This window comes from Mycolicibacterium diernhoferi (assembly GCF_019456655.1).
Classification (GTDB): Bacteria; Actinomycetota; Actinomycetes; order Mycobacteriales; family Mycobacteriaceae; genus Mycobacterium; species Mycobacterium diernhoferi.
The window spans coordinates 1,507,405-1,530,999 of record NZ_CP080332.1; the positions used below are offsets into that span (position 1 = coordinate 1,507,405).

Genomic DNA, 23,595 nt, shown 5'->3' on the forward strand with positions numbered 1-23,595 from the left:
CCGGTGTGGGGTGGAACGATGGGCCGTCGACATGGCCCGAGATGGAGCGGGTGCTGAACGGCAGGCCCCGCCCCGGCAAGAAGCCGCCGCGCTCCGGCCTGCCGCTGGCACCCCCGGGCGACGGTGGTGACAGTCCCGCCTGGTCCCGCAAGCGCGGCGCCTACGAATCCGCCGGAAAGGCGCGGGAACGCTCGGCGGTCCCGTACGCCGAACTGCACGCGCATTCGGCCTACAGCTTCCTGGACGGGGCCGGCACCCCGGAGGAACTGGTGGAGGAGGCGGCCCGGCTGGACCTGCGGGCCATCGCGCTGACCGACCACGACGGTCTCTACGGCGTGGTGCGGTTCGCCGAGGCCGCCCGCGAGCTGGGCATGTCCACCGTCTTCGGCGCCGAACTGTCGCTGGGCAATGTGCCGCGCACCGAGCAGCCCGACCCACCCGGCCCGCATCTGCTGGTGCTGGCCCGCGGTCCGGAGGGCTACCGGCGGCTGTCCCGCCAGATCTCGGCGGCACATCTGGCCGGCGGGGAGAAGGGTAAGCCGCGGTATGACTTCGACACGCTGACCGAGGCCGCCGGCGGGCACTGGCACATCCTCACCGGCTGTCGTAAAGGTCATGTGCAACAAGCCTTTACCCAAGGCGGCCCGGACGCTGCGGGCCGCGCGCTGGCCGATCTGGTGGACCGGTTCGGCGCCGACCGGGTCAGCGTCGAACTCACCCATCACGGCCACCCGGCCGATGACGAACGCAATGCGGCGCTGGCCGCGCTGGCACCGCGCTACGGCGTGAACGTGGTCGCCACCACCGGGGCGCACTTCGCGGCCCCGTCCCGCGGCCGGCTGGCAATGGCGATGGCGGCCATCCGGGCCCGCAATTCGATGGACGCCGCAGCCGGCTGGCTGGCGCCGCTGGGCGGGGCGCATCTGCGGTCGGGGGAGGAGATGTCCCGGCTCTTCGGTCCCGGCATCGTGACCGCAGCCGCCGACCTGGGGGAGCAGTGCGCCTTCGGTCTGGCGCTGATCGCCCCGCAACTGCCGCCGTTCGACGTGCCGGACGGGCACACCGAATCGAGCTGGCTGCGCAAACTGGTGCGCGACGGCGCCCGGGAACGCTACGGCCCGCCGGAGCGGGCGCCCAAGGCCTACGCGCAGATCGAACACGAGCTGGCGATCATCGACAAACTGGACTTTCCCGGCTATTTCCTGGTGGTGCACGACATCACCCGGTTCTGCCGGGAGAGCGCCATCCTGTGCCAGGGTCGGGGATCGGCGGCCAATTCGGCGGTCTGCTACGCGCTCAAGGTCACCAACGTCGACCCGATCGCCAACGAGTTGCTGTTCGAACGATTCCTGTCGCCGGCCCGGGACGGCCCTCCGGACATCGACATCGACATCGAATCGGACCTGCGCGAGAACGTCATCCAGTACGTCTATGACCGTTACGGCCGTGACTACGCCGCCCAGGTCGCCAACGTCATCACCTATCGGGGGCGCAGCGCCATCCGCGACATGGCCCGGGCGCTGGGCTTCTCGCAGGGCCAGCAGGACGCCTGGAGCAAGCAGATCAGCCGGTGGAACGGGTTGGCCGACTCACCCGATGTGGAGGACATTCCCGAGCAGGTGGTGGAGCTGGCCACCCAGATCTCCAACCTGCCCCGGCACATGGGTATCCACTCCGGCGGCATGGTGATCTGCGACCGCCCGATCGCCGATGTGTGTCCGGTGGAGTGGGCCCGCATGGCGAACCGCAGTGTGCTGCAGTGGGACAAAGACGACTGCGCGGCAATCGGTCTGGTGAAGTTCGACCTGCTCGGGCTCGGCATGCTGTCGGCTCTGCACTACGCCATCGATCTGGTGCGCGAGCACAAGGGCATCGAGGTGGACCTGTCGAAGCTGGATCTGTCCGAGCCGGCGGTCTACGAGATGCTGCGGCGCGCTGATTCGGTCGGGGTGTTCCAGGTCGAGTCCCGCGCGCAGATGGCCACCCTGCCCAGGCTCAAACCGAGGATCTTCTACGACCTGGTGGTCGAGGTCGCCCTGATCCGTCCCGGCCCCATCCAGGGCGGGTCGGTGCACCCGTACATCAAGCGGCGCAACGGTATCGAACCGGTCGTCTACGATCACCCGTCGATGGAGCCGGCGTTGCGCAAAACCCTCGGTGTGCCGTTGTTCCAGGAGCAGCTGATGCAGTTGGCGGTGGATTGTGCCGGGTTCACCCCGGCCGAGGCGGATCAGCTGCGCCGGGCGATGGGCTCGAAACGATCGACCGAGAAGATGCGCCGGCTGCGCGACCGGTTCTACCAGGGCATGCGGGACCGGCACGGCATCACCGGTGCGGTGGCCGAGAAGATCTACGAGAAGCTGGAAGCGTTCGCCAATTTCGGTTTCCCGGAGAGTCATTCGCTGAGCTTCGCCTCGCTGGTGTTCTACTCGTCGTGGTTCAAGTTGCACCATCCGGCGGTGTTCTGCGCGGCGCTGTTACGGGCTCAGCCGATGGGTTTCTACTCGCCGCAGTCGTTGGTGGCCGATGCCCGCCGGCACGGGGTGGCCGTACACGGGCCGGACGTCAACGCCGCCCTGGCACATGCGACCTGTGAGAACGACGGGCTGGATGTGCGGATGGGCCTGGGCAGTGTCCGGTACATCGGCGACGAACTGGCGCAACGGATCGTCGACGATCGGACGGCGAACGGGCCGTTCGCATCCCTGCTGGATCTTACTGCCCGAGTGCAGCTTTCGGTGCCGCAGACCGAGGCGCTGGCGACCGCGGGTGCGCTCGGCTGTTTCGGGATCACCCGTCGCGAAGGGCTGTGGGCCGCAGGCGCGGCGGCCGCGGAGCGTCCGGACCGGTTACCGGGAGTGGGGTCGTCCTCACACATTCCGCCGCTGCCGGGGATGAGCGCGCTGGAACTGGCGGCCGCCGACGTGTGGGCCACCGGTGTCTCCCCGGACAGCTACCCCACCCAGTTCCTGCGCGAGGATCTGGCGGCGATGGGTGTCGTGCCCGCCGCCGAGTTGCTGACGGTGCCCGACGGCACCCGGATCCTGGTGGCCGGTGCGGTGACCCACCGGCAGCGTCCGGCCACCGCGCAGGGCGTCACCTTCGTCAACCTGGAGGACGAGACCGGCATGGTCAACGTGCTGTGTGCGCCGGGGGTGTGGGCCCGGCACCGCAAGCTGGCGCAGAGCGCCCCGGCGCTGATCATCCGGGGCATCGTGCAGAACGCCACCGGTGCGGTCACCGTGCTGGCCGACCGGATGAGCCCGGTAGACCTGAAGGTGCGGTCCCGGTCCCGGGACTTCCAGTGAGCCGGACTACCGGCTAACCCCCATCACAGAGTGCGGGGAGGCGCAGGGGTCATTGGCGGTGAGCAGTGATGTTCGCACGGCAAAACAGGACCAGAGTCATCACCAGCGCTTATCAGCAACCGCCGGTAGGCCGAGTCCATTCCCTCCCACGAAAGCTGGTGAATCCGATGACCACCGAACCCACCATCCAAGACGTCACCTTCGATCTGCTCCGCACACTGGGCATCACCACGGTGTTCGGTAACCCGGGCTCCACGGAAGAGACCTTTCTGCAGGACTTCCCGGAGGATTTCACCTACGTCCTCGCCCTGCAGGAGGCCTCCGCGCTGGCCATGGCCGACGGCTTCTCCCAGGCCACTGGCAAGCCGGCCCTGGTCAACCTGCACACCGCCGCCGGCACCGGTAACGCGATGGGCAGCCTGGTCGCCGCCTACCGCGCCAACACCCCGCTGATCGTCACCGCGGGCCAGCAGACCCGCGAGATGTCGGTCATCGATCCCTACCTGAACAACCCGGACGCCACCGAGATGCCCAAACCGTGGGTCAAGTGGTCCTACGAGCCGGTGCGCCCCGAGGACGTGCCCGCCGCCTTCATGCAGGCCTACGCGGTCGCCATGCAGGAGCCCAAAGGGCCGGTGTACCTGTCGATTCCGCTGGACGACTGGCAGAAGCCGGCACTGGGCCCGGCCGTGGTGCGCAGCATCAGCGAGCACACCGCCCCCGACGGCGCCCGGCTGCGCGAGTTTGCCGACCGGATCAACCGCGCCCAGAACCCGGTGCTGGTCCTGGGCCCCGAGGTGGACCGGGCCGGCGGCTGGGACGCGGGCATCGCGTTCGCCGAGAAGCTGGGCGCCCCGGTGCACGGCAGCGCGCTGAGCGACCGGTGCTCGTTCCCCGAGACCCACCCGCTGTATGCCGGTCCGCTGCCGCTGACCATCGACGAGACCAACAAGGCCCTGCGCGGGCATGACCTCGTCATCGTCATCGGCGCCCAGGTCTTCCGCTACTACCCCTACGTGGCGGGGGACTACCTGCCCGAGGGCGCCGAGCTCATCCAGGTCACCGTCGACCCGCATCTGGCGGCCGTCGCCCCGGTCGGTGACAGCCTGGTCGGCGATCCCCGCATCGCCCTGGAACAACTGGTCGAGATGATCGACGTGCCCGTCGGCCGCACCCCGCCGGCCCCGTTGAACCGGGACCGCGACGTGCAGACCTCCGCCCCGTCGGAGCCGCTGACGGCCGACGAGGTCTACCACACCCTGAGCACCGTCAAGCCCGACGACGCCGCGGTCGTCATGGAGTCCACCTCGACGCTGGCCGAACTGCTGCAGTGGCTGCCCACCAGCCGGCGGGAGAGCTTCTTCGCCACCGGCAGCGGCGGGATCGGCTGGGGTGTCCCGGCCGCGGTCGGCCTGGCGCTCGGTGACCGCGAGCGGGGCGTCGACCGGCACATCGTCGCCACCATCGGCGACGGGTCGTTCCAGTACTCCATCCAGGCGATCTGGACGGCCGCCCAGCACAAGTTGCCGATCGTCTTCGTCGTGCTGCGCAACGGCGCGTACGCGATCCTGAAGTCCTTCGCAGAGCTCGAAGAGACCCCCAACGTCCCGGCGCTGGATCTGCCCGGACTCGACATCGGCTCGCTGGCAACCGGATTCGGATGCCGGACCGCCAACGTCAGCACCACCGAAGAACTCGCCCGCGAGTTCAAGGAGGCCGTGGCGGCCGAGGGCCCCACCGTCCTGGTGGTCCCGACGCAGCAGGAGATGCCGCATCTCGGATAACGATCCATCGGTGGCCCGGCGGGGGAGACCCCGCCGGGCTCCCACCCCCTCACTCACTTTTCAGGAGCACGTCATGCCCATCTACACCTGCACCACAGCGCGGGACACCCTGTCCGGTGACGACAAGGCCACCCTGGCCGGCGAGATCACCCGGATCCACTCCGAGATCAACCACGTGCCCAGCACCTACGTCAACGTCATCTTCAACGAGCTGCCGACCGACGCCGTCTACACCGACGCCAAGCCCTCCCGCCCGCTGCTGATCACCGGGTGGGTGCGCGACGGTCATCCCGAAGCCGAAACCACCCGGCTGGCCACCGAGGTCGCCGCCGCGGCCACCCGGGTCACCGGCATCCCGGCTGAGCGGGTGCTGGTCGTCTTCGAATCCAGCCCGGCCCATTACGCCGTGGAAGGAGGGCGGGTGCTGCCCGCCCCCGGGGAGGAAGCGGCCTGGATCGCGGCGGCGGGCCACTAGTGGGCGGTACGCCTCAGGCTTCGGGTGTCGTCCACACCTTGTCGATGCTGATCCGCAACCGGGCGCCGTAGCCGGACATCGACTCGGTCAACCCGAACTGATCCGCGGCCGGGCCGTACTTCGCCCAATAGGACCCGTCCTCGCGGGGATCGGCGTCCTCGGCATCCACTCGCGCCTGCCCACCGAGCACGATGATCCCGCCGCCGTGACCGTCGGAATCGAGGTTCAGGCTGACCTGCGGGTGCTCCCGGACATGACGCACCTTGGCCGATCCCGGCGCGGTGTAGACGACGATCTCGGCGCCGTCGAAGAAGAACCACACCAGTTTCGGCACCGGCATCCCGGATTTCGTGACGGTGGTCAGCCACCCGTAGTGGTCGGACACCAGGCGTTCGGTGACTTCCTGAGTCAGGTTTGCAGTCATGTACGCGAATGTAGTCTCGCGGTATGACACTCAACCTGACTGCGGAAGAAGTCCTGACCACCACGCGTTCGGTGCGTAAGCGACTCGACTTCGACAAGCCGGTGCCCCGCGAGGTCCTGCTGGAATGCCTCGACATCGCGCTGCAGGCGCCGACAGGTTCCAATGCGCAAGGGTGGCAATGGGTTTTCGTCGAGGATCCGGCCAAGAAGAAGGCGCTGGCCGACATCTACCGCGCTGCCGCCAACCCCTACCTCGCCGCACCCAAGCCGGAGCGCGGCGACATCCGCGACGAGCAGATCGACCGGGTGATCGGGTCGGCCCAGTTCCTGACCGACAACTTCGAGAAGGCGCCGGTGCTGTTGGTGCCGTGTCTGGAGGGTCGCCCCGACGGCGCCCCGGCCGGCCTGAGCGCCTCCTACTGGGGTTCGCTGCTGCCGGCGGTGTGGAGCTTCATGCTGGCGCTGCGGACCCGTGGGCTGGGCTCGGCATGGACCACGCTGCACCTACTCGGTGACGGTGAGAAGCAGGCCGCCGAGGTGCTGGGCATCCCGTTCGACCAGTACGCGCAGGGCGGCCTGTTCCCGATCGCCTACACCAAGGGCACCGATTTCAAGAAGGCCAAGCGGCTGCCGGCGGAGAACTTCGCGCACTGGGACACCTGGTAGGCCGACCGGACCCGGCGTCCGCGGTCAATCGCCGTCGGTCAACAGGGCTTCCGGCGGGGTGGTCCACACCTTCTGGATGTCGATCCTCAGCCGCATGTGGTAGTCGGCCACCATGTCGTTGTTGATCCCCATCTCGATGGCGTGATCCAGGTACTTCGTCCAGTACGGCTCGTCCTGGCGCATATCGACACCGATGGTGTCGATATGCGCCGGCCCGCCGATGATGACGACGCCCCGATCGCGACCATCTGAGTCGAGGTGCAGGCTCACCAGCGGGTTGTTCTTGATGTGCCGCACCCGCAACGCGTCCGGCATGGTGTAGACGAAGATGCCGGCGCCGTCGAAGTAGAACCACACCAGCCGAGGGACGGGTTGACCCGACTTGGCAACGGTGGTCAGCCAGGCGGACCGGCCCGAGGCCAGCCGGTCGATCACTTCGGGTGTGAGTTCGATTGCCATTCGAACAACGTAGGGGCGCGGCGCCCGCGGCAGCTATTCGTCAACCGGTCAACTTCGCTGCGCTGATCTCGCAGTATCGGTCTTGACTTCGCCGCCTCAGACCGCGCCGGTGAACCCCTGTTGGCGCCAGGCCTCGTAGGCGGCCACCGCCGCGGCGTTGGACAGGTTCAACGACCGCCGCCCGGCCAGCATCGGGATGCGGACCTGCGCGGTGATGTGCGGGTCGGCCAGCGTCTGCTCGTCCAGACCGGTCGGTTCCGGGCCGAACATCAGCACGTCGCCGGGCTGGTAGTCGACCTGTGCGAACGACCGGTCGGCGTGTGCGGTGAACGCATACACCCGGGTCGGGGCGATGGACGCCCAGGCCGCGGGCAGATCCGGATGCACCGTCACCGACGCCAGATCGTGGTAGTCCAGCCCGGCCCGGCGCAGCTTGGGCTCGGACAGGTCGAAACCCAGCGGTTCGACCAGGTGCAGTTCGCACCCGGTCGCGGCCACCATCCTGATCGCATTGCCGGTGTTGGGCGCAATGCGCGGCTCGAAGAACATCACCTTGAACACCGGGCCATCATCCCCTGCGGATAATGGGTGCATGGTCGAGCAGAGCCTCTGGATGCAGAAAGTCGCGGCCGACCCCGGCCATTCGCAGTGGTACATCGAACGCTTCCGGGAGATGGAGCGTGAGGGCCGGGACCTTTCCGGTGAGGCTCGGCTGATCGATGCGATGGCGCCGCGCGGCGCCCGGATCCTCGACGCGGGGTGCGGGCCGGGCCGGGTGGGTGGGTATCTGGCCGCGGCCGGCCACGACGTGGTCGGTGTCGACGTGGACCCGGCGCTCATCGCGGCCGCCGAGCAGGACCACCCGGGGCCGCGGTGGCTGGTCGGCGACCTGGCCGAACTCGACCTGCCGGCGCGCGGGCTCGGTGAACCGTTCGACGTCATCGTGTCGGCCGGCAATGTGATGACCTTCCTGGCCCCGAGCACCCGGGGGCGGGTGCTGGCGCGGCTGCGGGCCCATCTCGGGCCCGGCGGCCGTGCGGTCATCGGATTCGGCGCCGGCCGCGACTACCCGCACGAGGAGTTCCTCGCGGACGCCGCACAGGCCGGGCTGGTACCCGACCTGTTGTTGTCCACGTGGGATCTGCGGCCGTTCACCGAGGATTCGGACTTCCTCGTCGCAGTGCTGCGGCACGTGTAGACAGTTCGCCGAAATCAACTGACGCCGACGTCAAACCTGTTTTCGTGCATCGCCACAGCTGCGCAACGTAACGGTCACGAACTGTGCGCGGTCGGTCGTGAGGTGTGGAATCCGCTGCGCGCGACTGCCATACTCGACAAATTGCCAGGCGTGCCACGCCGGCCCGATGGTGGGCAAAGCAGGAAGCATATGACCGACGCGCCAACAACGATCCGCGGATCCTGATGACGGTGAGCGCCGCATCGTCGGTCACCTCTGTCCGCAACGAATTCGACAGCGCCGCAGCGCATGCCGTGAAGCGTCCGCCGCAGTGGGCGCCGGCGAACTGGCCCGTGGGCTGGAAAGTGTTCGCCATCGTGCTGGTTCCGCTGGTGCTGGCGGCGACGTTCGGCGGGCTGCGCATCTACTCCGGTTTCACCGAGGCCGCCGATCTGCGGCGTGCCGCGGACCGCGCCGAGATGGTCCCGGCGATCGAAAGCTATATGGCAGCGCTCGACTCGGCCGTCCTCGCCGGATCCGCGGGCGGCGGTGCGCAGTCCGCGTTGAGCGAGTTCGACACCAACCGCGTGGCCTTGGAACGCCGGCTCGACGGGACGGACGTGGTGCCCGATGTGCGCGACGGCGTCACCGCCCTCCTGCGGGGCGGCCAGGATCTGGTGAACAAGGCGACGGCCAACTCAATCAGCCTGCGGGACAAGGTCACCACCTACGCGCCGCTGCTGCTGACCGCCGAAGACGCCATCACCGGGTCGGTGCGGGTCGACGACGCGCAGATCCGCTCCGACGCCGTGGGGCTGGCCCGCGCCATCGGCGCCCGCGGCCAGATGATGATGCAGCAGTTGCTGGTCAACCTGGGCGGGGAGGTCCCCGAACCCGAACTGCGTACCTCGATGAACACGGTGGCCGGCACCGAACCGTCCACCCTGTTCGGCATGACGCAGATCCTCGGTGTCGGATCGGAAGAGGCGAAGATCCTGCAGGAGCAGTTCATCCTGCGGATGTCGATCATGGCCAACCCGGCCGCGGTGCTGGTCGGCAACCCGGAACTGACGCAGTCCATTCAGGTCACCGACGACATCGCCGGTGAGCTCATCGACACGACGACGGCATCGTTGACCGCCGCGGTCGACGAACGGGCCGCCGACCGGCGCAGCGCCGCCATCCGCGATGCCGTCGTCGTGATCACCATGCTCGTGCTGGCGTTGCTGGTGGTGGTGCTGGTGGCGCGGTCCCTGGTGGGGCCGCTGCGCCGGTTACGGGACAGCGCGCTGAGGGTCGCGCACACCGAACTCGCGCGGGAACTCGAGCAGGTCCGCACCGGGGGAGACCCCGGACCCCTTCGGCCGATCCCGGTGCACACCACCGAGGAGGTCGGCCAGGTCGCGCACGCGGTCGACGAGCTGCACGAACAGGCCGTGCTGCTGGCCGGCGAGCAGGCCCGGTTGCAGGTGCAGGTCAGCGACATGTACGAGACGCTGTCCCGGCGGAGCCGGTCGCTGGTCGATCAACAGCTGGCACTGATCGACCGACTCGAGCGCGATGAGCAGGACCCGCAACGCCTGGACAGCCTGTTCCGGCTGGACCACCTCGCCGCCCGGATGCGTCGCAACGGCGCCAACCTGCTGGTGCTCGCCGGCACCAGAGTCACCCGTGAGCACGCCGGCCCGGTGCCGGTGGCCGCGGTGATCAACGCGGCGGCCTCCGAGGTCGAGGAGTACACCCGGGTGGTCACCGACATCGTCGCGGACTGTGAGGTCAGCGGTGCGGTGGCCGCGGACCTGGTGCATGTGCTGGCCGAGTTGATGGACAACGGGTTGCGGTATTCACCACCGGACTCGCAGGTGCGGGTGTCGGCGGTGCGCACCGGTAACGGCGCACTCGTCATCGAGGTCGGTGACACCGGTCTCGGGATGGCCGAAGCGGACCTGCGGGTGGCCAACACCCGGTTGAAATCCGGTGGTGAAGTCAATCCGTACACCGCCCGGCACATGGGTCTGTTCGTGGTCGGAAGGCTGGCCGACCAACACGGGTTCGTCGTGCGGCTGCGCAGTACCGTTGACGGAGAACCGAATTCGGGACTCACCGCGGGTGTCTACGTGCCGGTGGAGTTGCTTGCGGGCGTGCCGGCCGATCCGGTTCACGCCGACTTCGCGCCGGCCCCGGCGACCGAGGTGCTGTCCTTCGCTGCGGTGCCGCAACAGCCCGCGCCCTACGTCGAGCCGGTACCCGATCCCGGTGGCGATGATGCCGTCGCCTCGCCGACATCGGGACTGCCACAACGCAATCCGGGATCCAGCGGATTTCGGGAGGCGCCGGTGCAACCCGAGCAGGTGGCGCAACCGGCGGACACCGGATCCGCCGATGACGCCATCTACCAGAAGATGCTCTCGGAATGGTTGGTCGATCCCACCGAATTCGGTGCGAGCACCGACCTGGACTGGAAGTCGGTGTGGGACCACGGTTGGTCGGCGGCCGCGTCGGCTGAGGATGCTCCCGTCACCGAACACACCGAGGCCGGGCTGCCGGTCCGGGTGCCCGGGGAACGCCTGGTGCCCGGGGCGGGTGACCTCGCCGAGGGCGAGGACGCGCCGGCAACGGAGCCCGCGACCGGCCCGCTCCCGGATCCCGCAGCCGTGCGGGCCAGCCTCAGCAGCCACTTCGGCGGGGTGCACGCCGGCCGGTCGCAGACACGGGACACCGGAGGATCACACCGCGCATGAGTACCCGCGAATCGCTGGACTGGTTGGTCGCCAAGTTCGCCCGCGAGGTGGACGGGGTGTCGCACGCCGTCCTGGTCTCCGCGGACGGATTGTTGATGGCCGCCAGCGAGCACATCCCCACCGAACGCGCCGATCAGCTGGCGGCGGTGGCGTCCGGGTTGGCCAGCCTGTCCACCGGTGCGGCGCAGCTGTTCGCGGGCGGGCACGTCATGCAGTCCATCGTGGAGATGGAGAACGGCTACCTGTTGTTGATGCGCGTCGGCGACGGATCCAACCTGGCCACCCTGGCCACCCGGTCCTGCGACATCGGCCAGATCGGTTACGAGATGGCAATTCTGGTGGAACGGGTGGGCAATGTCATCCAGTCGGGACGACGTGCCCGACACCACAGCTGAGTCCGCGATGCAGCCCCCGCTCGACGCCTGGGAGTCCACCGATCCGGTGGATGTGGCGGCCATGGTGCGGCCGTACACCCTGACCGCCGGGCGCACCGCCGCGCGGGTGGATCTACCGCTGGAAGCGCCGGTCAGCCCGTCGGCGACCGGGTCGGCGCCGCGCTGGCCGCGCAGCGATGTGCGGGCCCGGATCCTGGCTCTGGCCGAGAACAATCCCTCGGTCGCGGAGGTCGCGGCGCGCCTGGAGTTGCCGCTCGGTGTGGCGCGTGTGCTGATCGGAGACCTCCTCGCGGAGGGGTATCTTCGGGTGCACACGACGTTGGGCGACACCGCCTCGCTCGACGACCGCCGTGAACTGATCGGGAGGACTTTGCGTGGCCTTCGGGCACTATGACCGGCCATCCGCCTCGGCTGGGCACTTTGATCGGTCCGCATCGACCAAGATCGTCATCTCCGGTGGTTTCGGCTCCGGTAAGACCACCTTCGTCGGCGCGGTCTCGGAGATCATGCCGCTGCGCACCGAGGCGCTGGTGACCATGGCGTCGGCCGGAGTCGACGGACTGGAGGCCACCCCGCACAAGAACACCACCACGGTGGCGATGGACTTCGGGCGGATCACCCTGGCCGACGACCTCGTCCTCTACCTGTTCGGAACTCCCGGCCAGCGCCGGTTCTGGTTCATGTGGGACGACCTGATCCGGGGCGCCATCGGTGCGGTCATCCTCGTCGACCTGCGCCGACTGCAGGACAGTTTCGCCGCCATCGACTTCTTCGAGGCCCGCAAGCTGCCGTTCATCGTGGCGATCAACGAGTTCGACGGGGCGCCACGACATCCGGTGCCCGCGGTGCGCGAGGCGCTGGCACTGCCGGAGCACATCCCGATCCTCACCGTGGACGCCCGCGACGGACAGTCGGCGCGGGCCGCGTTGATCACGGTGACCGAGTACGCGCTGTCGGCGCTGCCCGCCTCATGACCGAACCCGACCAGGTCTGGGTGGACCGCGAGTTCACCGGCCACGACTTCCGCGATGAGGACCTCAGCCGGCTGCGCACCGAGCGGGTGGTGTTCGACGAATGCGATTTCAGCGGCGTCGACCTCACCGAGTCCGAGCACCTCGGCTCGGCGTTCCGCAACTGCACCTTCCGCCGGGCCGCACTGTCGCACAGCACGTTCCGGCAGTGCAGCCTACTGGGCTCGGTGTTCACCGAAACCCGGCTGCGGCCGGTCCGCTTCCTCGAGGTGGACCTGTCGCTGAGCGTGCTCGGCGGGTGCGATCTGCGCACCGTGGACCTGTCGGACTGCCGGCTGCGCGAGGCCAATCTGGTGGGTGCGGACCTGCGCAAGGCCGTGCTGCAACGCGCCGACCTCAGTGGCGCGCGGGTGCAGAACGCCAAGTTCGACGAGGCCGACCTGCGCGGCGCCCGGGTCGATCCGACGTTCTGGACCACCGCGAAGGTGCGCGGCGCGCGCATCGACATCGAGCAGGGACTGGCCTTCGCCGCCGCGCACGGGCTCGACGTCCACGGCGAATAACCGCGCAGCTCCGAGACAGCCCCGACACGCCCGCTTCAGACAGATATCCCCGCGCACGTGCTTGGGCGAGATCGACGTGAGGGTCGCCGATTGCGCGCGACAATCCGGAATTCGCGACCCTGAGCGCGATCTCGGCGCGAGATCGAGCTCAGGGTTGTAGGTCGGCCGGAAGCCGGTGAATCGGGGAACCCTCAGGTCGATCTCGCCCTAGGGATTCCAGAGCCATGTCCTCACACCCTGCGGCCGACGCGTGCACGGCCTTGACGACTCAGGCCGTCTTGAGCCGGATCTTCCAGCGCACGAACGACAGGTAGCCCACGCTCAGCAGCGCCAGCATGCCCATATCGAACCACCAGGCCGATGCGGTGTGCTCCCAGTGCGCGTCCTTGGGCGTCAGCGGGCCCGGCACCAGATGGGTCAGATCAACCGTCGAGGCCGAGGCCGCGAAACCCCACCGGGCCGGGGTGAACCAGGACATCTGATCGAGCACCAGGCGGTCGGTCACCGGGATCATGCCGCCGGAGAACACCAACTGGCTCATCACCGCCACCACCAGCAGCGGCATGATCTGCTCATTGGACTTGGCCAGCGCGGACAGGGCCAGGCCGACCATCGCGGCGGTCACCGTCGTCGCCGCCATCACGACGAACAGTTCCAGCGTCGGACTCAGGAAGGTCAAGGAGCCCTGGGTGGGCGCACCCTTACCGGCGATCGCAATCGCGGTGACGATGGAGGACTGGATGATGGCGAACACCGCATAGATGCACACCTTGGCCATCAGATACGCCGTCGTCGACAACCCGACGGCCTGCTCGCGGCGGAAGATGGCGCGCTCGCCGATCAGATCACGCACGGTCAGCGCGGTACCCATGAAGATGGCGCCCACATTGAGCAACACCAGCAGCTGGCCCGGCTCGTTGGGGGCGTCGCCCATCGGGTCGGGCACGCCGAACCCGACGGTGCCGGGCACCGAGAGCGACAGCACACCCATGATGAACGGCAGCACGGCCAGGAACGCGAAATATCCGCGGTCCGAGACGATCAACCGCATCTGTCGGCGCGCGATCGTGGAGAACTGGCGGCGCACACTGGTTTTCGCGGGCTTACCGAGATCGGCCGGCTGCGAGGAGGCCTCGGCCTGCGGCGGCGGCCCGCTGCGGGCCAGGTAGCGCTGATGCGACTCGTCGGGGTCACCGGCGACCGAGGAGAAGATGTCGGCCCAGTTGGTGGTGCCCAGCTCCGGTCCGATCTGACTCGGCGGACCGTAGAACGCCGTCTTGCCGCCCGGAGCCAGCAGCAGCACCTGATCGCAGACATCGAGGTAGGTCAGCGAGTGCGTCACCACCAGCACCACGCGGCCGGCGTCGGCGAGCTGGCGCAGCATCGTCATCACCTGGCGGTCCAGCGCCGGGTCCAGGCCCGAGGTCGGCTCGTCCAGGATCAGCAGCGACGGACCGGTCAGCAGCTCGAGGGCCACCGAGGCACGTTTGCGCTGCCCGCCGGACAGCTTGTCCACCCGGGTCTCCAGGTGCTTTGTCATCTCGAGCTCTTCGAGGACCTGCAAGACGACGCGTTCGCGGTCCTCTTTGGTGGTGTCCGGCGGCAGCCGCAGCTCGGCGGCGTACATCAGCGCCTGCTTGACGGTCAGCTGACCGTGCACCACATCGTCCTGGGGGACCATGCCGATTCGGGATCGCAGCGAGGCGTACTCGGCGTGGATGTCGTGACCCTCGAAGCTGACCCGGCCGTCGGTCGGATGCGTCAGCCCCGCGACCTGCTTGGCGAAGGTGGACTTACCGGCGCCGGACGGGCCGATCACCGCGGTCAGCGTGCCGGGGCGGGCGTCGATCGAGATGTTGTCGAGCAGCGTCTTGTTGCCCTCGATGGTCCAGGTCAGGCCGCGGACCTCCAGACCACCGGTGCGGGTGGCGGCCTGGGTCTCCGACTTGCGGACCAGCGTCCCGCCGGTGAACACCAGGTCGACGTTGCCGATGGTGACCACATCACCCTCGCGCAGCAGCGCGTCATCGACGCGCTGGCCGTTGACGAAGGTGCCGTTGATGCTGCGGTTGTCGAGGATCTCGGTGCCACCGGGCCCGGTGACCAGGGTGGCGTGGTGCCGGGACGCCAGGACGTCGGCGATGACGATGTCGTTGTCGGTGGCGCGACCGATCTTGATCCCGCCCGGGGGCACCTCGGGTGCCTTCCCGGGACGCAGGATCTTGAGCATGCTGGTCGCCAGATTGTTCTCCGACGGACGGGCCACTGCGGTCGGGCCCATGGCGGTCTGCGCCGGGTCTGCCGGCGGGATGTACATCGGCTGCGAACGCGACGCCGGCTGCGGCGGGTAGGCCGGCCGCGGTGCGCTCGGGTACTGACCACTCGGATACGGCTGCCGGTCGGTCGGGTAGGGCGGCTGCGGCGGCGGTCCGGACGGGTACCGCGGGGCGGGCTGCGACGGGGTGCCGCCGGTCGGCCACGCCGGCGGGGCGGGCGGCGGGCCCGGCTGGGTCGGGGGCTGGGTCGGCCATGATGCGCCGGCCCGTCCGCCGGTGGTGTGCATCGCGGCCGTCGGCGGGGGACTGCCCACCGAACCCTGGTGCCGGCCGACCTCGAAGACCAGCTGCGGGCCGTCGGGATTACCGATGTTGACGTACTGGCCGTCGGCGATGTCCAGGGTCGGCACCCGCTGGCCATTGACATACATGCCGTTGAGGCTGCCGTTGTCGATGGCGATCCACCGGCCCTGATCGAAACGCAGCACCAGATGCGCGCGGGAGATCAAGGGGTGGGCGATGCGGACATCGGCACGCAGATCGCGGCCGACGACGACGTCATTGCCTGCGGAGAAGGTGCGTGAGGACCCTTCGTACCTAACGGTCAGGGCGGGCGTTACAGGGCGGCTCATCGGGACCAACTGTATCGGTAGCACTGCGACGCCTGCCTGGCCGCGGAGGTGTTGTGTCGTGACCGTTGCCCGGCCGAGATCGAGACGGCCCGTCAGGCGGCCGTGGGCTCCTGCTCGGCCAGGGCGGGTACGGCCTCCTCGGGGTAGCGGTCCCACAGATCCCAGACATCCCAGGTCTGTACCCCCCAGAACACGCCGAACAGCAGGATCAGCACCAGTTCGGCGACGAACACCGCGTAGTGCACGTCGATCGCCAGGAAGACGATGGTGGCCGCCACGGTGAGCAACATCAGCACCGCGATCCACGCGTAGAACCGGGCCCGCCGGGCACGCTCGGCGGCCTTCGCGTAGCAGGCGTGATACACCGCGACCAGGGTGATGGCCAGGAACAACGCGGTGGCGGCGATGACATGCACCCGGTCCCGGAAGGGCGGCCAGAACAAGAGCAGCGCGCCGAGCAGCACCGCCGCGGCCAGCACCTTGGGCAGCCACGGCTCGATCGCCCCGAGCACCTGGGCCACTCGTTTCCAGCCGGTGCTCACCTCTGTGCAGCCGGGGCCCGCGCAGGTCGGTGGCGGCTGGCTGGGCCGCAGGCGCTCCAGCGCCAGGTACAGCGCGATGCCCGCGGCGGCCGCGACGAACAGCGCGATCATGTTGTTGGCGGTGGCACCGAACGGGTCGGACACCGTGGGCAGCCAGGGCTGGCAGACCTCGGCGCTGCCGGTCGGGACCAGCGCCACCACGAAGGCCAGGAACCCGGCGAAGTTGAGCAGCGCGTCCTCGCCGAGGCGGCTGCCCTGGTAGACGATCAGGCAACTGCCCATCGCGCACAGGGCGGCGACGAACACGGCGTGCGTGCGGGTGTAGAAGAACGCGCTGATCGATCCCTGCAGGCAGGTGTGCGCCCATGTCAGGCCCAACGACACCAGCAGGAACACCACCAGGGCGACCAGCCCGACCCGGACGTAACGGTAGGTCACCGCCGCGTCTTCCGCCGTGCTGCGCACGTCCATGGATTACACGGTGAGCGTGTCCGGCGCTCCGGTCAACACACAGTGGGTGTGGCTGTAGATGGTCGGCATGCATTTGTTGCAGTGGTCGCAGATCGACTTGACCGTGTGCGCCTGCCCGTCGGCCTTGATCCGATTGATCAGGTCCGGCTCGGCCAGCAGGGCACGGCCCATCGCCACGAACTCGAAGCCCTCGGCCATCGCCTTGTCCATGGTCTCGCGATTGGTGATGCCGCCGAGCAGGATCAGCGGCATCTTCAGCTCGGCCCGGAACTTGCGGGCCAGATCCAGCAGATAGGCCTCCCGGTACGGGTAATACCGCAGGAACTTCCTGCCGGTCATCCGCATGCCCCAGCTGATCGGCGGTTTGAACGCCCCGGCGAATTCCTTGAGCGGGACCTCGCCGTGGAACAGGTACATCGGGTTGACCAGCGAGCTGCCCGCGGTGAGCTCCAGGGCGTCCAGCCCGCCGTCCTCCTCCAGCCACTTGGCGGTCTGCAGTGCCTCGTGGACCGGGATGCCGCCGCGGATGCCGTCGGTCATGGTGAGTTTGGCGATGACGGCGATCTTCTTGTCGCCGTAGCTGTCCACGGCGTCGCGAACCGCGCGCACCGCACCGCGGGCCACCTTGGCGCGGTTCTCCAGCGACCCACCGAACTCGTCGCGGCGCTGGTTGATCAGCGGGGACAGGAACGAGCTCGCCAGATAGTTGTGGCCGAGGTGGATCTCGACGGCGTCGAACCCGGAGTCGATGGCCAGCCGGGCGGCGTTGGCGTGCGCCTCGGTGACCTCGCGGATGTCCTCGGCGCTGGCCTTCTTGGCGAACCGCATGGACAACGGATTGAAGAACCGCACCGGCGCCAGCGCCTTGGCCTTGTTGGTCCGCGAGTTGGCCACCGGGCCGGCGTGGCCGATCTGGGCGCTGATCGCCGCGCCCTCGGCGTGCACGGCCTCGGTGAGCCTGGTCAGCCCGGGTACCGCTTCCGGGCGCATCCAGAGCTGCCAGCCGTCGGTGCGTCCGCCCGGAGCGACCGCGCAGTAGGCGACCGTGGTCATGCCGACCCCGCCCGCGGCGGGAAGCTGGTGGTACTTGATCAGGTCGTCCGTGACCAGGGCGTTCGGGGTGGAGGCCTCGAACGTCGCGGCCTTGATAATGCGGTTGCGCAGGGTCACCGGGCCGAGCTTGGCCTCGCCAAACACATCGGTGAACACTTCTGACGGGGTGTTCATGGATCGTTAGCCTGCCATGTGGGTGGAATGATGTCTCCCGTGGGAGCGAGCACACTCGACGGTAAGGCCACCCGAGACGAGATCCTGAGCGATCTCAAGGATCGGGTGGCGAAATTGACGGCCGCGGGCCGCACGCCCGGACTGGGTACCATCCTGGTCGGGGACGACCCGGGATCGCAGGCCTATGTCCGCGGCAAGCACGCCGACTGCGCGAAGGTGGGCATCACCTCGATCCGTCGTGACCTGCCCGCCGACATCAGCCAGGCCACCCTGGACGAGACCATCGACGAACTCAACGCCAACCCCGAGTGCACCGGCTACATCGTGCAGTTGCCGCTGCCCAAGCACCTGGACGAGAACGCCGCCCTGGAACGGATCGACCCGGACAAGGACGCCGACGGGTTGCACCCGACCAATCTGGGCCGGCTGGTGCTCGGCAAGGAGGCGGCGCTGCCCTGCACGCCCCGTGGCATCGTGCACCTGTTGCGCCGCTTCGACGTTCCCATCGCCGGCGCGCACGTGGTGGTGATCGGCCGGGGTGTCACAGTCGGCCGGCCGCTCGGGCTGTTGCTGACCCGCCGCTCGGAGAACGCGACGGTGACGTTGTGCCACACCGGAACCCGTAATCTCGCCGAGCTGACCCGCCAAGCCGACATCATCGTCGCCGCGGTCGGCGTGCCGTACATGGTGACCGCCGACATGGTGAAGCCCGGCGCCGCGGTCGTCGACGTGGGCGTCAGCAGGGTGGAGGGCAAGCTCACCGGCGACGTCGCCCCGGACGTCTGGGATGTCGCCGGGCACGTCTCGCCGAATCCGGGTGGGGTGGGCCCGCTGACCCGGGCGTTCCTGCTGACCAATGTGGTGGAGCGCGCGGAGCGCGGCGAGGCGTGACGGACCCGCGGCGGTGACACCGAAGGAGTTCGCCCGCAAGGTGTTTGCCGGGCAGTGGCCGATCCTGGTGGTCGGGCTGATCCTGATCGCCGCGCTCGGGTTGGTGATCGCCGGTTACTGGCGCCGCGGTGCGCTGGTGATGGGGATCGCGGTCGGGGTCGCCGCGGTGATGCGGCTGACGCTGTCGGACGAACGCGCCGGACTGCTCGCAGTCCGCTCCCGCACAATCGATTTCGCCACCACCGCGACGGTCAGCGCGACGGTTCTCTACATCGCCTGGACGATCGACCCGCTGGGAACCAGCTGAGATCGCCACCTACCGTGCGAGGACCTCGACCTTGGAATCACGCCGGGCGATGAATCGCACTCGCTCGGTCCCGCAGAACCCGGCCACCTCGACGTGCCCGTCGTGACCATCGGCGTAGATCCGGGTCACGTGGATGAGCCGTCCGGTCGACGATTGGCGGAAGTATTCGGCGGTCCGCAACTCGGCGGCGTACTTGACGATGAACGGGCCGCTGACGGGGTTGGCCGAGGCTGTGCTGGCGACCGGCCGCAGGCCGATCTGTTTCGAATTGCGCCGCAGCGCGTCCGGTGGCCAGCCGGCAACATCACGACTGAGGTTCAGGGCCGCTTTACCCGCCGAGAATTGGGTGTCGGCAAGGTACATGCGCCGCCACGCCTCCAGATAGCACTCGCGATCGTCCCCGTCGAACTGCGTACGGTGCAGGGCTTCGACCATGCCGTCGCGGAACTGCTCGATCATGCCGGACGCTTCGCCGGCAGAGTAGTCCCCGGCAAGGCCGCGGACGGCGATACCGCCTTTGTGAGTGGGGGCGATCAACGCGCCGGGGCCGGCCGCCGGCACCGAGATGTACCAGTGTCCGTCGGGTTCTTCGATCACCTTCGGTCGAACCTCGGCGCCGAACGGCCACAGATGTTGCCACGGCCAGGTCGCTTCGGGCGCCGACCACTTCTTTATCGAGGGGCCTTCCTGCGGGAGGGGGTCAGCGCCGGTTCTACCCGGTCGGATGTCCCGTTGGTCTGGGCATGGCCGTCCGTCCGGTGGCTCGGAACGCGAAGTACCACCAGCAGTTTCATCGATCATGAGTAGGGGCTGCCTGGTCTCGGCGGTCGAGGCGCTCATGACAGCGCTTCCGCGGTTTGCGTCCGCCGGCACCGATACACGGTGAGATCCACGATGTTGTCCCCTCCGGATCCTGCTGCGATACGGTCGGCAAGTTCTGTCAGGACGGCGCGGGTGATGTGACGCCTGGCCAGGAGGCGGGGGACTCTTCTGGCCTCGGCGATGAGCTGCAGGACCTTCCAAATGTGCGCCTGCGCGCCGTCATCGTTTATTCGGAGTCCATGGCGTTGGTGTAGAAGTTCGGTGAGCAGGACGGATCTCTCGCTCAACCACCTGCTGCGGTGATGAGTCTTTCTCGACAGCAACGCAACTCCTTGGATTCTGGTTCTTGTCATTCGTCGTGACCGATCGTGGGTTGGCGTGACATCGCTCGTATCCGTTCGTCGAAGGTCCCGGATTCGGCGCCGGCGGATTGTTTGCTGGGTGGGGCCGATCTCGCGGGTTCGATCGAACGAGCATTCGGAGCGATGTGCGATATGCGTTGACGACAGGACGGCAGCGGCATGCGACCGTGCGGTGAACTCGAGGGGTGACATGGCAACATTGCTGGCCCCTTCCTGTGATCTACATCATTGAGTGCAGCAGAACGTACCCGATGGATCCGCCCCTCGGGCGCGTTTTCTAGAACCTGTTTCAACAACTCAGGGTCAGAATTTGCGCTTGGTGCACATTCCTGCTGGTCGGTGGCTGTCGTGTCCAAAAAAGCGCATTAAACAGGAGGTTTGACTTCAAGCGTTGTCACTATTGACGAATTAGTTAATATTTTTCGACGGCTGTGACGGCGCGTCGAAGGCGTCGGTCGAGTCAGGAAACTAGACCTCGTCACCTTTCTGTTCGGCATCGTCGGTAAAGAGCGACGGGTGGGCCCACAGAGCGAAGGATTTGATTTCGGTCCCCCGTTGACGTGAGCGCGTCCGGATGCCTGAAAGGACCTGCAGTTAGCGCGGCATCTCGGGGGTGCCGTCCTCGTAAGGTTTGCTGCGCTGCGTTCCGCCGCGAGGCCTGATGACGAGCGTGCCGACGTGGGAGCCGTGGATGCGTCGCACCGGGCTCGTCGTTTCACTCAGGCGTCGACCCGGTCGACAGCCCTCCCAGCGTCAGGCCGGCCCCCAGCATGGTCGTGGCAAGGCCCAGATGCAGCCAGTTCGCCGACCCGTTGACCGGCAGTACGTTCAGCGGGCCGTGGTGGTCGATCAGCATGCCGTACAGCCAGATCGCGGTGGACAGCACGCCGCCGCCGAGCAGATACGCCCGGGCGCTGCCCGCGGTCCGGGCGAGCACCAGCCCGGCGATCCCAACCGCGATGTGCGCGATGTTGTGCAGCACCGAGACGGCGAAGATGTCCAGCAGCAGGGCGCCGGACTCGTGGCCGGCCCAATCCAGGCGGTCCGAGCCGGTGGTGATGCCGGGGATGAAGCCCGCGACGCCGACCAGCAGGTACACGGCGCCGATCACCATCGCGGCCATCTGCACCATCGGGGCGGTCTCGGTAGGACGGTCGTGTTCGGGCTGCGTCACGGGCGGGCCTCTCGTCGATCTCCGAGCTTCTACCCACTCGAGCCGACGAGTATTCGTTTGCTGAAATCTACCCTCGCGGCAATTATGCCAGCGTCGCCCGGATGCCGACGGTGATGTAGGGCAGCGCCAGACCGTTGCTGTTGGCCAGCGCCGGATGGGTGCGCAACAGTTCGCGGACCTTGTCCAGCGTTTGGGTGCGCACCGCGGCCGGGGAGGTGATGCAGTAGCTGCGGGAGGCGACCAGATCGATGAGCGCCTGCGGGGTCAGATAACTCGTCCACTCGACGCGGCTGCGCTCCAGACCGGTGAACGTCGCCGGCAGGGTGACCTCGTCGTTGAGCGGATCGTGTTCGTGGCCGATGATGTTGCCGAGGTCCTTGACCCAGCCCATTCGTTCGTCGCGGGTGTTCCACACCAGCCCGAGTCGTCCACCGGGACGCAGCACCCGGGCGATCTCCGCGGTCGCGCGCTGCACGTCGAACCAATGCCAGGCCTGGGCCACCACGACCGCATCGACGCTGTTGTCCGGCAACGGGATCTCTTCGGCGGTGCCCAGCAGCGCCGGGGTCTGCGGAAGGGAACGGCTGAGGACTTCGAGCATCTCCGGGATGGGGTCCACCGCCACCACGTCCAGACCGCGCTCGACGAGCCGGACCGTCAGCTTGCCGGTGCCGGCACCCAGATCCAGCACCCGTTGCGCGCCCGGCGGCAGCAACCAGTCGATGGCCTCCGGCGGGTACGAGGGTCGTCCCCGTTCGTAGGCGGCCGCCTCTTCACCGAAGGACATGGAGCGTTGCTGATTCGACGGGCTCACCGGGACGCGATCTCCAGGGTCTGCCGGATCAACGGGGCCACCGCGTCGGTCTCCACCAGGAATCCGTCGTGGCCGTAGATCGAGTCGACGACGCTGAGTTCGGCGCAGCCGGGCAGCAGGTCGGCCAGTTCCTGCTGCTGGCGCAGCGGATAGAGCCGATCCGAGGTGATGCCGCCGACCAGCACGGGCACCGGACAGGCGGTCAGTGCGGCGGCCACCCCACCTCGGCCCCGGCCGACGTCATGACTGTTCAGCGCCTCGGTCAGGGCGACGTAGGTGCCGGCGTCGAATCGGGAGACCAGCTTGCCGCCCTGGTGCTCCAGGTAGCTCTGCACCGCATAACGGCCGCCGTTGGTCGGGTCCTCGTCGCCTTGGGCGGAGTTGGCAAACCGCGAATCCAGTTCGGCCTCACCGCGGTAGGTGAGGTGGGCGATCCGGCGCGCGATCTCCAGGCCGGCCGCCGGGGTGCGCCCGGTGCCGTAGTAGTCGCCGCCGTTCCAGTCCGGGTCGGCCTTGATCGCGGCCACCTGGGTGCTCTGGGTGCCGATCTGGTCGGCGGTGGCGCGCGCGCCCACGGCCAGGATCAGCCCGGCACGCACGGTGTCGGGGTGCCCGACGACCCATTCCAGGGCCCGTGCCCCGCCCATCGACCCGCCGATCACCGCGGCGACTCCGGTGATGCCCAGCACGGCCAGGGCGGCCAGGTCTGCGTTCACCTGATCCCGGATGGTGATGGCGGGGAACCTTGAGCCCCAGGGCTTTCCGTCCGGTGCGATCGAGCTGGGCCCGGTCGAGCCGCGGCAGCCGCCGAGGGCGTTGGTGGCGATGGCGCACCAGCGGTCGGTGTCGATGGTCGCGCCGGGCCCGGCCACACCGTCCCACCATCCCGGGGTGGGGTGATCGGGACCGGCCGGACCGGTGATGTGCGAGTCGCCGGTCAGCGCGTGCAGCACCATGACGACGTTGTCCCGCTCGGGAGACAGGTCACCCCAGCGCTGGAACGCGATCGACACCTGGTCGATGACCACGCCGCTCTCCAGCGTCAGGGCGCCGATGTCGACGACCCCGATCTCACCTTCTGCGGGCAGGGTCGACGGCACGTCGCTCTGTATGTC

22 protein-coding genes are annotated in these 23,595 nt (G+C 68.4%); 12 read left to right on the forward strand and 10 right to left on the reverse strand.

Going from position 1 to position 23,595, the window contains the following annotated elements:
* Nucleotides 1-5 precede the first annotated feature (5 nt).
* From K0O62_RS07190 to K0O62_RS07200, 3 genes are all read left to right on the forward strand, one after another.
* A complete protein-coding gene (locus K0O62_RS07190) occupies nucleotides 6-3,308 on the forward strand; it encodes an error-prone DNA polymerase (protein ID WP_073856489.1) in 3,303 nt (1,100 codons plus the stop codon).
* A gap of 167 nt (nucleotides 3,309-3,475) precedes the next feature.
* Nucleotides 3,476-5,092 carry a benzoylformate decarboxylase gene (gene mdlC, locus K0O62_RS07195; protein WP_073856571.1) on the forward strand — a complete coding sequence of 539 codons (1,617 nt, stop codon included), beginning with the start codon at nucleotides 3,476-3,478 and terminating at the stop codon, nucleotides 5,090-5,092.
* A 73-nt stretch (nucleotides 5,093-5,165) separates the two neighbouring features.
* Nucleotides 5,166-5,567 (forward strand): tautomerase family protein, encoded by a 402-nt coding sequence (locus tag K0O62_RS07200; RefSeq protein ID WP_073856490.1) that lies wholly within the window; start codon nucleotides 5,166-5,168, stop codon nucleotides 5,565-5,567.
* A gap of 13 nt (nucleotides 5,568-5,580) precedes the next feature.
* On the opposite strand, the gene K0O62_RS07205 is transcribed toward K0O62_RS07200, so the two are convergent.
* Nucleotides 5,581-5,991, reverse strand: a complete 411-nt coding sequence (locus K0O62_RS07205) for a TIGR03667 family PPOX class F420-dependent oxidoreductase (protein WP_073856491.1) — start codon at nucleotides 5,989-5,991, stop codon at nucleotides 5,581-5,583.
* Nucleotides 5,992-6,014: 23 nt separating this feature from the next.
* On the opposite strand from K0O62_RS07205, the gene K0O62_RS07210 reads away from it, so the two are divergent.
* Nucleotides 6,015-6,656: a nitroreductase family protein gene (locus tag K0O62_RS07210; RefSeq protein WP_073856492.1), complete on the forward strand. Its 642-nt coding sequence runs from the start codon at nucleotides 6,015-6,017 to the stop codon at nucleotides 6,654-6,656.
* A 24-nt stretch (nucleotides 6,657-6,680) separates the two neighbouring features.
* On the opposite strand, the gene K0O62_RS07215 is transcribed toward K0O62_RS07210, so the two are convergent.
* A complete protein-coding gene (locus K0O62_RS07215) occupies nucleotides 6,681-7,115 on the reverse strand; it encodes a TIGR03667 family PPOX class F420-dependent oxidoreductase (RefSeq protein ID WP_073856493.1) in 435 nt (144 codons plus the stop codon).
* A gap of 96 nt (nucleotides 7,116-7,211) precedes the next feature.
* Complete coding sequence (locus K0O62_RS07220) at nucleotides 7,212-7,676, reverse strand: tRNA (cytidine(34)-2'-O)-methyltransferase (RefSeq protein ID WP_073856494.1); 465 nt, start codon at nucleotides 7,674-7,676, stop codon at nucleotides 7,212-7,214.
* Between the two features lie 31 nt (nucleotides 7,677-7,707).
* On the opposite strand from K0O62_RS07220, the gene K0O62_RS07225 reads away from it, so the two are divergent.
* The 6 genes from K0O62_RS07225 to K0O62_RS07250 all read left to right on the forward strand — a co-directional run bounded on the left by K0O62_RS07225 (nucleotide 7,708) and on the right by K0O62_RS07250 (nucleotide 12,962).
* Entirely contained in the window at nucleotides 7,708-8,313 is a 606-nt protein-coding gene (locus K0O62_RS07225; protein ID WP_073856495.1) for a class I SAM-dependent methyltransferase, read from the forward strand.
* 224 nt (nucleotides 8,314-8,537) lie between these two features.
* A complete protein-coding gene (locus tag K0O62_RS07230) occupies nucleotides 8,538-11,033 on the forward strand; it encodes an ATP-binding protein (RefSeq protein WP_079244570.1) in 2,496 nt (831 codons plus the stop codon).
* The gene (locus tag K0O62_RS07235; RefSeq protein WP_073856496.1) at nucleotides 11,030-11,428 is read left to right on the forward strand and encodes a roadblock/LC7 domain-containing protein; all 399 of its coding nucleotides are present in this window, start codon (nucleotides 11,030-11,032) and stop codon (nucleotides 11,426-11,428) included. The genes K0O62_RS07230 and K0O62_RS07235 overlap by 4 nt, the downstream gene beginning before the upstream one ends.
* 7 nt (nucleotides 11,429-11,435) lie before the next feature.
* Complete coding sequence (locus tag K0O62_RS07240) at nucleotides 11,436-11,822, forward strand: DUF742 domain-containing protein (protein WP_073856497.1); 387 nt, start codon at nucleotides 11,436-11,438, stop codon at nucleotides 11,820-11,822.
* Entirely contained in the window at nucleotides 11,803-12,402 is a 600-nt protein-coding gene (locus K0O62_RS07245) for a GTP-binding protein (protein ID WP_073856498.1), read from the forward strand. The genes K0O62_RS07240 and K0O62_RS07245 overlap by 20 nt, the downstream gene beginning before the upstream one ends.
* The gene (locus tag K0O62_RS07250) at nucleotides 12,399-12,962 is read left to right on the forward strand and encodes a pentapeptide repeat-containing protein (RefSeq protein WP_073856499.1); all 564 of its coding nucleotides are present in this window, start codon (nucleotides 12,399-12,401) and stop codon (nucleotides 12,960-12,962) included. The genes K0O62_RS07245 and K0O62_RS07250 overlap by 4 nt, the downstream gene beginning before the upstream one ends.
* 268 nt (nucleotides 12,963-13,230) lie before the next feature.
* Here the strand turns inward: K0O62_RS07250 and K0O62_RS07255 are convergent, their stop codons facing one another.
* From K0O62_RS07255 to K0O62_RS07265, 3 genes are all read right to left on the reverse strand, one after another.
* Complete coding sequence (locus K0O62_RS07255) at nucleotides 13,231-15,870, reverse strand: FHA domain-containing protein (protein ID WP_073856500.1); 2,640 nt, start codon at nucleotides 15,868-15,870, stop codon at nucleotides 13,231-13,233.
* A 92-nt stretch (nucleotides 15,871-15,962) separates the two neighbouring features.
* Nucleotides 15,963-16,883, reverse strand: a complete 921-nt coding sequence (locus K0O62_RS07260; RefSeq protein WP_073856501.1) for a diphosphate--fructose-6-phosphate 1-phosphotransferase — start codon at nucleotides 16,881-16,883, stop codon at nucleotides 15,963-15,965.
* Between the two features lie 3 nt (nucleotides 16,884-16,886).
* Complete coding sequence (locus tag K0O62_RS07265; protein ID WP_073856502.1) at nucleotides 16,887-18,110, reverse strand: NADH:flavin oxidoreductase; 1,224 nt, start codon at nucleotides 18,108-18,110, stop codon at nucleotides 16,887-16,889.
* 39 nt (nucleotides 18,111-18,149) lie between these two features.
* On the opposite strand from K0O62_RS07265, the gene K0O62_RS07270 reads away from it, so the two are divergent.
* Both K0O62_RS07270 and K0O62_RS07275 read left to right on the forward strand, forming a co-directional pair.
* The gene (locus tag K0O62_RS07270) at nucleotides 18,150-19,001 is read left to right on the forward strand and encodes a bifunctional methylenetetrahydrofolate dehydrogenase/methenyltetrahydrofolate cyclohydrolase (protein WP_073856503.1); all 852 of its coding nucleotides are present in this window, start codon (nucleotides 18,150-18,152) and stop codon (nucleotides 18,999-19,001) included.
* A 13-nt stretch (nucleotides 19,002-19,014) separates the two neighbouring features.
* Complete coding sequence (locus K0O62_RS07275) at nucleotides 19,015-19,308, forward strand: DUF3017 domain-containing protein (RefSeq protein ID WP_073856573.1); 294 nt, start codon at nucleotides 19,015-19,017, stop codon at nucleotides 19,306-19,308.
* 9 nt (nucleotides 19,309-19,317) lie between these two features.
* Here the strand turns inward: K0O62_RS07275 and K0O62_RS07280 are convergent, their stop codons facing one another.
* From K0O62_RS07280 to metX, 4 genes are all read right to left on the reverse strand, one after another.
* On the reverse strand, nucleotides 19,318-19,905 hold the full coding sequence (locus K0O62_RS07280) for a hypothetical protein (RefSeq protein WP_073856504.1): 588 nt from the start codon (nucleotides 19,903-19,905) through the stop codon (nucleotides 19,318-19,320).
* Between the two features lie 1,302 nt (nucleotides 19,906-21,207).
* Nucleotides 21,208-21,666 carry a DUF4383 domain-containing protein gene (locus tag K0O62_RS07285; RefSeq protein WP_234800093.1) on the reverse strand — a complete coding sequence of 153 codons (459 nt, stop codon included), beginning with the start codon at nucleotides 21,664-21,666 and terminating at the stop codon, nucleotides 21,208-21,210.
* An 82-nt stretch (nucleotides 21,667-21,748) separates the two neighbouring features.
* Nucleotides 21,749-22,453 (reverse strand): class I SAM-dependent methyltransferase, encoded by a 705-nt coding sequence (locus tag K0O62_RS07290; protein WP_073856505.1) that lies wholly within the window; start codon nucleotides 22,451-22,453, stop codon nucleotides 21,749-21,751.
* A 23-nt stretch (nucleotides 22,454-22,476) separates the two neighbouring features.
* Nucleotides 22,477-23,592 (reverse strand): homoserine O-acetyltransferase MetX, encoded by a 1,116-nt coding sequence (metX, locus tag K0O62_RS07295; protein ID WP_073856575.1) that lies wholly within the window; start codon nucleotides 23,590-23,592, stop codon nucleotides 22,477-22,479.
* Between the last annotated feature and the right edge of the window lie 3 nt (nucleotides 23,593-23,595).

Coding starts and splice junctions, on each gene's coding strand:
- K0O62_RS07235 (WP_073856496.1), top strand. CDS start 11,030: ATGAGTACCCGCGAATCGCTGGACTGGTTGGTCGCCAAGTTCGCCCGC.
- K0O62_RS07240 (WP_073856497.1), top strand. CDS start 11,436: ATGCAGCCCCCGCTCGACGCCTGGGAGTCCACCGATCCGGTGGATGTG.
- K0O62_RS07230 (WP_079244570.1), top strand. CDS start 8,538: ATGACGGTGAGCGCCGCATCGTCGGTCACCTCTGTCCGCAACGAATTC.
- K0O62_RS07260 (WP_073856501.1), bottom strand. CDS start 16,883: ATGGACGTGCGCAGCACGGCGGAAGACGCGGCGGTGACCTACCGTTAC.
- K0O62_RS07215 (WP_073856493.1), bottom strand. CDS start 7,115: ATGGCAATCGAACTCACACCCGAAGTGATCGACCGGCTGGCCTCGGGC.
- K0O62_RS07225 (WP_073856495.1), top strand. CDS start 7,708: ATGGTCGAGCAGAGCCTCTGGATGCAGAAAGTCGCGGCCGACCCCGGC.
- K0O62_RS07290 (WP_073856505.1), bottom strand. CDS start 22,453: ATGTCCTTCGGTGAAGAGGCGGCCGCCTACGAACGGGGACGACCCTCG.
- K0O62_RS07200 (WP_073856490.1), top strand. CDS start 5,166: ATGCCCATCTACACCTGCACCACAGCGCGGGACACCCTGTCCGGTGAC.
- K0O62_RS07210 (WP_073856492.1), top strand. CDS start 6,015: ATGACACTCAACCTGACTGCGGAAGAAGTCCTGACCACCACGCGTTCG.
- mdlC (WP_073856571.1), top strand. CDS start 3,476: ATGACCACCGAACCCACCATCCAAGACGTCACCTTCGATCTGCTCCGC.
- K0O62_RS07265 (WP_073856502.1), bottom strand. CDS start 18,110: ATGAACACCCCGTCAGAAGTGTTCACCGATGTGTTTGGCGAGGCCAAG.
- K0O62_RS07255 (WP_073856500.1), bottom strand. CDS start 15,870: ATGAGCCGCCCTGTAACGCCCGCCCTGACCGTTAGGTACGAAGGGTCC.
- K0O62_RS07250 (WP_073856499.1), top strand. CDS start 12,399: ATGACCGAACCCGACCAGGTCTGGGTGGACCGCGAGTTCACCGGCCAC.
- K0O62_RS07205 (WP_073856491.1), bottom strand. CDS start 5,991: ATGACTGCAAACCTGACTCAGGAAGTCACCGAACGCCTGGTGTCCGAC.